The organism is Micromonospora sp. NPDC057141 (assembly GCF_042670805.1).
Lineage (GTDB): Bacteria > Actinomycetota > Actinomycetes > Mycobacteriales > Micromonosporaceae > Micromonospora.
Window position 1 is genome coordinate 1 of sequence record NZ_JBHUVA010000138.1, and the last position, 8,535, is coordinate 8,535.

Here is an 8,535-nt window from a genome sequence, read left to right on the forward strand (position 1 = left end):
CCCGAATCCGGGTCGGCCCTTCCGCTCAGCGGGGGCGGGTCAGGCGGCGGCGCTCTCGGCCGGTAGGGCCAGCGCCGCCGGCGGCTGCTGGGCGGGAGTGCCGGACGACTTGCGTACCCGGGAGAGTCGACGCTGGACGTACTGGGCCAGCTTCGACAGCGAGTAGTTGACCGCGATGAAGATGGCGGCGATCACCACGTAGACCTGGATCGGGTTGTCCAGCACCCCGATGATCTGCTTGCCGATGTTGAGCGTCTCCTCGTAGCTGATGATGAAGCCGAGCGAGGTGTCCTTGAGCACCACGACGAGCTGGCTGATCAGCGCCGGCAGCATGATCCGGAATGCCTGGGGGAGCAGGATCATCCGGGTGGTCTGCCCCGGGGAGAGGCCGATCGCGGCGGCGGCCTCGCCCTGGCCGCCGGGCAGCCCTTCCATGCCGGAGCGGAGGATCTCGGCGATGACCACGGAGTTGTAGACGGTCAGGCCGATGACGAGGTACCACAGCGAGTCGAAGGAGATGCCGAACTCGGGGAAGCCGCGGGCCACGAAGAAGATGGTGAGCACCACCGGCAGGCCCCGGAACACCTCGACGCAGACGCGGGTGACCGCCGAGAGCGCGACGCTCAAACCCCGCAGCAGGTATGCGAGCGGAGTGGCCATCCCGGTGAAGCGCCGGCGGATCAGGCTCTTGAGCTGGATCCGTAGCACCGCGAGTAGGGTGCCGACCGCCAGTGAGGCGACGATGGCCAGTGCGGCGGCGGTCAGGGTGTTCGTCAGGCCGAAGCCGATCCGGTCCCACACTTGGGAGAAGTTCTCGTTGGAGGGGTCGATCAGCGGCCCCCACAGCTCCAGCGAGAACTGACCCTTGTCGTCCAGCGGACGGTAGATCAGGAAGTATGCCCCGACGGCCAGCAGCACCGTGGCGACGATGCTGCCGATCAGGGTGATCCGTCGCTGGCGAGGGCCGGGGACGTCGTACAGGACGCTGGTCTGCTGACTCATCGGGCCACCGCCTGTCGCTTCTCCAGCCGGTCGAGCAGGGCGCCGAGCGGCACGGTCATGATCAGGTAGCCGATCGAGATGCCGATGGCGACGGGGATGAAGGCGTGGCCCTCGGCCGAGGTGAGCTGGTCGGCGGTCTGGGCGAGGTCGCCGACCACGCCGAAGAAGCCGACCAGCGCGGAGTTCTTGATCATTGCGATGATCACCGAGCCGAGCGGCACGACCGATGCTTTCCAGGACTGTGGCAGCACCACGTACCGCAGGTTCTGACCGAAGGTGAGGCCGAGCGACCGGGCGGCTTCGGCCTGGCCGGCGGGAACCGCGTTCACCCCTGAGCGCAGCGCCTCGCAGACGAAGGCTGCCGTGTAGAGCACCAGGGCGATCAGGGCGAAGCGGAAGTATGGCAGGTCGGTGCCGAGTCGGCTGAAGAGCGTGTCCAGCACGGGGACGCGCAGGAAGTCGGCGTTGGAACCGAGGGCCGGTAGGCCGAAGGCGGCGAAGAACATGACCACGGTCAGCGGCATGTTCCGGAAGACGTTCACGTAGCCGGTGCCGAGCGCGCGCAGCGGCGGCACCGGTGAGATGCGGAGCACCGCCACGGCGGCGCCCAGGACGAGAGCGCCGACCGCAGCGAGCAGGCAGATCTGGAGGGTGAGCCAGAAGCCACCCGCAAAGACGTCGAACTTGTCGATGAGTACGTTCACGGGTCGGTGTTCCTCCCCACCCTCCAGATCGCCGGTCGGTCAGTAGCGGTTGATGGTGGGCGGGGTGCCCAGCGTCGCACCGAACTTGCCGGCGGTGTCGTCCCAGGCCTTCTTCCAGCTGCCGTCGGAGAACGCCTTCTCCAGCGTGTCGTTGATGAAGTTACGGAAGTCCGTGTCCTCCTTCTTCACCCCGATGCCGTACGGCTCCTTGGTGAAGTTGTCGCCGGCCAGCTTGAACGATCCCTCGTCCTTGGCGATGAAGCCGAGCAGGATCACATTGTCCGTGGTGACGGCGTTGACCTGGCCGCCCTTGAGCGCGTCGCGGCACTTGTCGTACGTGTCGAAGAGCACCACCTGGGTGGCGACGTCCTTGACGTACTTCTTGATCTCCTCAGCCGGGGTCGAGCCGGTCACCGAGCAGACCTTCTTGGTGCCGTCCTTGAAGGAGTCCGGACCGGTGATGGTGGTGTCGTCCTTCTTCACCATGATGTTCTGGCCGGCCTCGTAGTACGGCCCGGCGAAGGAGACGCGCTCCTTGCGCTCGTCCTTGATGGTGTAGGTGGCGGCGACCAGGTCGACGGTGCCGTTCGCGATGACGTCCTCACGCACCTTCGACGGCGTCTCGACGTACTCGATCTTGTCTTCGGGGATGCCGAGCTCCTTGACGATGATCTTGGCGATCTCGACGTCGAAACCCTCCGGCTTGCCCGACAGCCCCTTCTGACCGAAGCCCGGCTGGTCGAACTTGGTGCCGACCTTGATCTTCTGGGCCTTGTTGAGCTTTTCCATCGTGCTGCCAGCGGCGAAGGACTTGCTGCCGGCGCCGGCGCCCTCCTCGCCGTCGCCACCGCAAGCCGTCAGGCCGAGAGCCAGAGTGGCCACCGCGGCGACCGCCGCCACGCGCTTCATACGCATACTTTTCTCCTTCTTCGACGGAGCCCGCCGGGGGACGACGCGCTCCACGGACGGACGCCTAGTGCGTCAGGATCTTCGACAGGAAGTCCTTGGCGCGCTCGCTGCGCGGGTTGGCGAAGAACTCAGCCGGCGGAGCGTCCTCGACGAGTTGACCGTCGGCCATGAAGATGACGCGGTTGGCCGCGTGCCGGGCGAAGCCCATCTCGTGGGTGACCACCACCATGGTCATGCCGTCGCGGGCCAGGGAGGTCATCACCTCCAGCACCTCGCCGACCATCTCCGGGTCCAGCGCGCTGGTCGGCTCGTCGAAGAGCATCGCCTTGGGCTGCATGGCCAGCGCGCGGGCGATCGCCGCCCGCTGCTGCTGACCGCCGGAGAGCTGGGCGGGGAACTTGTCTGCCTGGTTGGCGATGCCCACCCGGTCCAGCAGGGACAGTCCGCGCTCGCGCGCGGCGGCCGGCTTCTCCCTGCGGACCTTGATCGGGCCGAGCGTGACGTTCTCCAGGATCGTCTTGTGCGCGAAGAGGTTGAACGACTGGAACACCATGCCGACCTCGCTGCGCAGCCTGGCCAGCGCCCTGCCCTCGGCGGGCAGCGGGGTGCCGTCGAAGGTGATGGTGCCGGAGCTGATCGGCTCCAGCCGGTTGATCGCCCGGCACAGCGTCGACTTGCCCGAGCCCGACGGTCCGATCACGACGACGACCTCGCCCCGGCCGACCGAGAGCGAAACGTCCTGCAGCACGTGCAGCGGCCCGAAGTGCTTGTTGACCCCGTCCAGCACGATGAGCGGTTCGCCCGTCGTCACGTCGTCCACCGTCCCTGTCGTCACGTACGCCTGAGTCGGATGACCCCCGGTCCGGCCACTGTAGGCGGGCCGACGTAGCGGATCGCCACTCATCTGGTCACGGTGCGGTAACACCGGTAACGATCCGCACCGGGAGTCCGGTATCCGTCTCGGGCCGGCTCGACCGGCTGGCGGCGGGGCCCGATCGCGGAGATCATGGGGGGATGACCGAGCCGGTGCGCCTGACCGCCTACGCCCGCGGCGGGGGCTGCGCGTGCAAGATCCCGCCCGGGGAACTGGAGGCGATGGTCGCCGGGCTGGGCCCGTCCAGCGGTGCGGTGGAGCTGCTGGTCGGCCTCGACCACGGCGACGACGCCGCAGTGGTCCGCCTCGACGCACACACCGGCCTGGTGTCCACCGCCGACTTCTTCACCCCGGTCGTCGACGACGCGTACGACTGGGGGCGCATCGCCGCCGCGAACGCGCTCTCCGATGTGTACGCCATGGGCGGCACCCCGCTCGTCGCGCTCAACCTGCTCTGCTGGCCCCGCGAGCGGCTGCCGCTGGAGCTGGCCCGGGAGGTGCTGCGCGGCGGACAGGACGTGGCCCGGGAGGCCGGCTGCCACCTGGCGGGCGGGCACAGCGTCGACGACGACGGCCCGAAGTACGGGCTGGCGGTCACCGGCGTGGTCCGGCCGGAGGAGCTGATCACCCTCGACGCCGGTCGGGCCGGGCTGCCGCTGTCGCTGACCAAACCGCTCGGCGTCGGGGTGCTCAACACCCGGCACAAGGCCACCGGCGAGCGGTTCGCCGAGGCGGTCGCCTCGATGGCGGCGCTGAACCGGGACGCCGCCCGTGCGGCGGTCGCCGCCGGGATCCGCTGCGGCACCGACGTGACCGGGTTCGGGCTGCTCGGACACGCCTCGAAGCTGGCCCGCGCCAGCCGGCTCACGGTGGCGATCGACGCGACCCGGGTGCCCTACCTGCCGGGCGCGCGGGAGGCCGTCCGCGACGGGTACGTCAGCGGCGGCACCCGCCGGAACCTGGACTGGGTGACGCCGTGGACCGACTTCGGGGCGGCCGGCGAGGCGGAGCGGCTGCTGCTGGCCGACGCGCAGACCTCGGGTGGGCTGCTGGTCGCCGGTGAGCTGCCGGGGGCCACGGTGATCGGGGAGCTGCTGCCGCGCGGCGAGCACCTGCTGGTCGTGCGCTGACCCCGGCTCGCCCACCGCACGACCCCGGCTCGCCTACCGCACGGCCCCGGCTCGCCCCGCCGACCTGCGGAGATCCAGGCGGCGCACCATAGCCGATAAACTGTCGTCTTTCCGCCACTGTGCGCGACGGCGGCCCAGGAAATTTTGCCCGGAATGGTCACAGACCGGTAACTTGCCCCCGGCTGCGGTCAAATGCCCCCCACCATCGTCAGTAAGGCCCGATCCGGAGGCCGGTGGGACGAACGCAGCGAGGAGGCGGCGTGACCGAGCTGTGGAACTGGAGAATCGACGGGGCACCCCCGGTGGAGGTGTACCCGGCGCTGGCCGAGGCCCTGGGGCGGGTGGTGATGCCGCTCGCGGTGGCCGACCCGGCCCGGCTGCCGACGTACGCGGTGATCTGCGACGTCTGGGCGGCGCCGGGGGTGTTCGGCACCATGGTGGACTGCTACGGGGTGCCCGAGAGCCTGGCCGAGCTGCCCTGCGTCGCTGCGCTGGCCCGGCTGCTCGGCCGCAACTGCGTGTTGCGTGACGACACCCTCGACGCCGGCCGGCACCTGCTGGTCGCGCCGGACGGCACGATCCGTCCGGTGCACTTCGACGTGCGGGAGACCGACGACGGCGAGGTGCTGAGCAGCCAGCGGCTGTGCAGCGTGGCCCACCCCGGCTGCCGGGGCTGGTCGCGCTGCCACCGGTCGAGGTGGGCTCCGGACTCGGTCTTCCCGGCCCTCGCCGCAGCCTGACCGCCGGTGCCGGCCCGGGGCTCCGGCGGCGAAGCCCGAAGCCCGGCTCGGCCCCGGCGGCCGACCGGCTCAGCCCTCGGTGGCCGGGCGCTGCGGGGCGCCGCCGCGCACCACGAGCTGGTCCAGCAGGGTCGCGGTGGCCTCGGCGACGGCGGCCACCGCCGCGTCGAACGCCGCCGCGTTGTGCGCGGCCGGCGCGCGGAACCCGGAGATCTTCCGGACGTACTGCAACGCCGCCGCCTCGATGTCGGCCCGGCTCACCTCCGGCACGTACGGCTCACGCAGGGTCTTGATGCTGCGGCACACGGCTCCTCCTCGTTCGGGTTCTGTCGGCTCGTGCGGATACGCTGTGCGGGTCATGACTACCGCAGCCGCGGGCAGCCCGCGCACTTATCAGGTGCGCACGTACGGCTGCCAGATGAACGTGCACGACTCCGAGCGCATCTCCGGCCTGCTGGAACAGGCCGGTTACGTGCGTGCCGCCGGGGCCGACGACAACCCCGACGTGGTGGTGTTCAACACCTGCGCCGTCCGGGAGAACGCCGACAACCGGCTCTACGGCAACCTGGGTCACCTGCGCCCCGTGAAGGACAGGCATCCCGGGATGCAGATCGCCGTCGGCGGCTGCCTCGCCCAGAAGGACCGCGGCGACATCGTCCGCAAGGCGCCCTGGGTGGACGTGGTGTTCGGCACGCACAACATCGGCTCCCTGCCGGCGCTGCTGGAGCGGGCCCGGCACAACGCCGCCGCCGAGGTGGAGATCCTGGAGTCGCTCGACGTCTTCCCCTCGACGCTGCCGACGCGGCGCGAGTCGACGTACGCCGGTTGGGTGTCGATCTCGGTGGGCTGCAACAACACCTGCACGTTCTGCATCGTGCCCGCCCTGCGCGGCCGGGAGAAGGACCGCCGCCCCGGCGACGTCCTCGCCGAGGTCCGCGCCCTGGTCGACTCGGGCGTGCTGGAGGTGACCCTGCTCGGGCAGAACGTCAACTCCTACGGCGTCGAGTTCGGCGACCGGTACGCGTTCGGCAAGCTGCTGCGGGCCTGCGGCGAGATCGACGGGCTGGAGCGGGTCCGGTTCACCAGCCCGCATCCGAAGGACTTCACCGACGACGTGATCGCCGCGATGGCCGAGACCCCGAACGTCTGCCACTCGCTGCACATGCCGTTGCAGTCCGGCTCCGACGACGTGCTGCGGGCGATGCGCCGGTCGTACCGGTCGGAGAAATACCTGGGGATCATCGAGCGGGTGCGGGCGGCGATGCCCGACGCGGCGATCACCACCGACATCATCGTCGGCTTCCCCGGCGAGACCGAGGCCGACTTCCAGCGGACCCTGGACGTGGTGCGCGAGGCCCGGTTCTCCTCGGCGTTCACGTTCCAATACTCCAAGCGCCCCGGCACGCCGGCCGCCACCATGCCCGACCAGCTGCCCAAGCAGGTGGTGCAGGAGCGTTACGAGCGGCTGATCGCCTGCGTGGAGGAGATCACCTGGGCGGAGAACCGGAAGCTGGTGGGTCAGACCGTCGAGGTGCTGGTCGCCGTCGGCGAGGGCCGCAAGGACGAGCGCACCGGTCGGATGTCGGGCCGGGCCCGCGACGGCCGCCTCGTGCACTTCGCGACGGGCGCGAACGGCCAGCACGTCGAGGCCGGTTCGCTCGCTGGGGCGATCCGCCCGGGGGACATCGTGCACACCACCATCACGTACGCCGCCCCGCACCACCTCAACGCCGACGGGGAGCCGCTGTCGCACCGGCGCACCCGGGCCGGCGACGCCGCCGAGGCCGGCCGCGCCCCGCGTACCCCCGGGGTGTTGCTCGGTCTGCCCACGATCGGCGCGCCGGCCGCGGCGCCCGCGTCGACGACCGGCTGCGCCGCCCACTGACGCGATCGGGGCCCGCCGCACCGGCGGGCCCCGACCAGCTCAAGGCGGGGTCAGACCGAGATCTTGCCGGCGCCCGCGCCGCCCGTCACGATCGACTTGACGCTGCTCGCGGCGTCGAGCGGGTACGAGTACGGGATGCTCTTCACGCTGCCGCCGGCCTGGCCGCCGCCGGAGTTGACGAAGTGGTTGTTCCGGGCGACCAGGGTGCCCGGCCCGGAGCTGCCCTCACCGAGGTGGAACGGGTCGGCGACGTTCTCGAAGTAGTTGCCCTCGACGAGGACGCCGGCGCTCATGGTGGAGGCCACGCCGTAACCGCCGTTGGCCCGGTAGTAGTTGTTGAACACGTGCACCGGGTTGCCGAAGCGGACCCGGGGGTGCCGCTGGTTGCTGCCGTCGAAGTAGTTGTGGTGGTAGGTCACCCGCAGGTGGCCGGTGTCCTGGCTGGCGTTGCTGTCGCTGTGCCCGAGCAGCATCGACTTGTCGTGGCCGTAGACCCGGTTCCACGACACGGTGATGAAGTCGGAGGCGCGCTTGATGTCGACCGCGCCGTCGTAGCCGCTGGTGAAGGTGTTGTGGTCGATCCAGACGTTGGTGGCCGACTCCTGGACGTTGATCGCGTCGTCGTTCCAGCTCTTGAACGTGATGTTCCGGATGATCACGTTGCGGTCGCCGTTGATGTTGAGGCCGCAGCCGGAGATGGTCGCGCCCGAGTTGCCGAGGATGGTCTTGTTGGACCGGACCCGGAGCATGCCCGAGCAGGAGATGGTGCCGGAGACCCGGATCACCGCCGCGCTGCTGGAGCCGAGGGCGGTGGTCAGCGCGGAGGCGCTGGTGACCGTGGTCGTCGGGGCGCTGCCCCCGCCGGTGGTGCCGCCGTTCTGGGTGGCCCAGCCGACCATGTAGTTCGGCGCGGCCGAGGCGGGCGCGGTGGCGGTGGTGAGGGCCCCGGCGACGAGGACGGAGGCGGTGGCGGCTGCGGCGAGCAGCGTGGTGCGACGTCGTGCCGTGATGCGCATGTGCTTCCCTTCGGTGGTCGCGGGTGCGCGGACCGGTCGGCCGATCGCTGACGCCGGTGCCCGGCTGGGCGTCGGGTCGGCCGGGGACGGTGGCCCGTGTTCCCGCAGGTGTGGACTGCCCTGGGGTGAGAAGCGGCTCCCGTGCTGGCGCCGCCGATGACGCAGGCAAGCGCTTTCCCGATATAAACACAGATATGCATCAATGTAAACCCTGTGCCATCGCTGTCCCGACCTGCGCAAAGATCGGCGGCCGGCACCTGGTGGTGCCGGCCCTG

9 protein-coding genes are annotated in these 8,535 nt (G+C 70.3%); 3 read left to right on the forward strand and 6 right to left on the reverse strand.

Annotated features, from left to right (window positions below; genetic code table 11):
• Nucleotides 1-39 precede the first annotated feature (39 nt).
• The 4 genes from ACFT41_RS31620 to ACFT41_RS31635 are packed head-to-tail and all read right to left on the reverse strand — an operon-like array spanning nt 40 to nt 3,435.
• Complete coding sequence (locus tag ACFT41_RS31620; protein WP_377590092.1) at nt 40-1,002, reverse strand: amino acid ABC transporter permease; 963 nt, start codon at nt 1,000-1,002, stop codon at nt 40-42.
• A complete protein-coding gene (locus ACFT41_RS31625) occupies nt 999-1,706 on the reverse strand; it encodes an amino acid ABC transporter permease (RefSeq protein WP_377590090.1) in 708 nt (235 codons plus the stop codon). The genes ACFT41_RS31620 and ACFT41_RS31625 overlap by 4 nt, the downstream gene beginning before the upstream one ends.
• Nucleotides 1,707-1,745: 39 nt before the next feature.
• The gene (locus tag ACFT41_RS31630) at nt 1,746-2,621 is read right to left on the reverse strand and encodes a glutamate ABC transporter substrate-binding protein (RefSeq protein ID WP_377590089.1); all 876 of its coding nucleotides are present in this window, start codon (nt 2,619-2,621) and stop codon (nt 1,746-1,748) included.
• A gap of 58 nt (nt 2,622-2,679) precedes the next feature.
• Nucleotides 2,680-3,435 carry an amino acid ABC transporter ATP-binding protein gene (locus ACFT41_RS31635; protein WP_377590094.1) on the reverse strand — a complete coding sequence of 252 codons (756 nt, stop codon included), beginning with the start codon at nt 3,433-3,435 and terminating at the stop codon, nt 2,680-2,682.
• 194 nt (nt 3,436-3,629) lie between these two features.
• On the opposite strand from ACFT41_RS31635, the gene selD reads away from it, so the two are divergent.
• Together selD and ACFT41_RS31645 are read left to right on the forward strand one after the other, a co-directional pair.
• Entirely contained in the window at nt 3,630-4,619 is a 990-nt protein-coding gene (gene selD, locus ACFT41_RS31640) for a selenide, water dikinase SelD (protein WP_377590087.1), read from the forward strand.
• A gap of 260 nt (nt 4,620-4,879) precedes the next feature.
• The gene (locus ACFT41_RS31645) at nt 4,880-5,359 is read left to right on the forward strand and encodes a hypothetical protein (protein ID WP_377590086.1); all 480 of its coding nucleotides are present in this window, start codon (nt 4,880-4,882) and stop codon (nt 5,357-5,359) included.
• Between the two features lie 69 nt (nt 5,360-5,428).
• On the opposite strand, the gene ACFT41_RS31650 is transcribed toward ACFT41_RS31645, so the two are convergent.
• Nucleotides 5,429-5,665 carry a DUF2277 family protein gene (locus ACFT41_RS31650; protein WP_043962479.1) on the reverse strand — a complete coding sequence of 79 codons (237 nt, stop codon included), beginning with the start codon at nt 5,663-5,665 and terminating at the stop codon, nt 5,429-5,431.
• Between the two features lie 52 nt (nt 5,666-5,717).
• Here ACFT41_RS31650 and miaB point away from each other — a divergent pair, with 52 nt between their 5' ends.
• On the forward strand, nt 5,718-7,244 hold the full coding sequence (gene miaB, locus ACFT41_RS31655) for a tRNA (N6-isopentenyl adenosine(37)-C2)-methylthiotransferase MiaB (RefSeq protein WP_377614096.1): 1,527 nt from the start codon (nt 5,718-5,720) through the stop codon (nt 7,242-7,244).
• A gap of 50 nt (nt 7,245-7,294) precedes the next feature.
• On the opposite strand, the gene ACFT41_RS31660 is transcribed toward miaB, so the two are convergent.
• Nucleotides 7,295-8,260: a polysaccharide lyase family 1 protein gene (locus ACFT41_RS31660; RefSeq protein ID WP_377590546.1), complete on the reverse strand. Its 966-nt coding sequence runs from the start codon at nt 8,258-8,260 to the stop codon at nt 7,295-7,297.
• Nucleotides 8,261-8,535 lie beyond the last annotated feature (275 nt).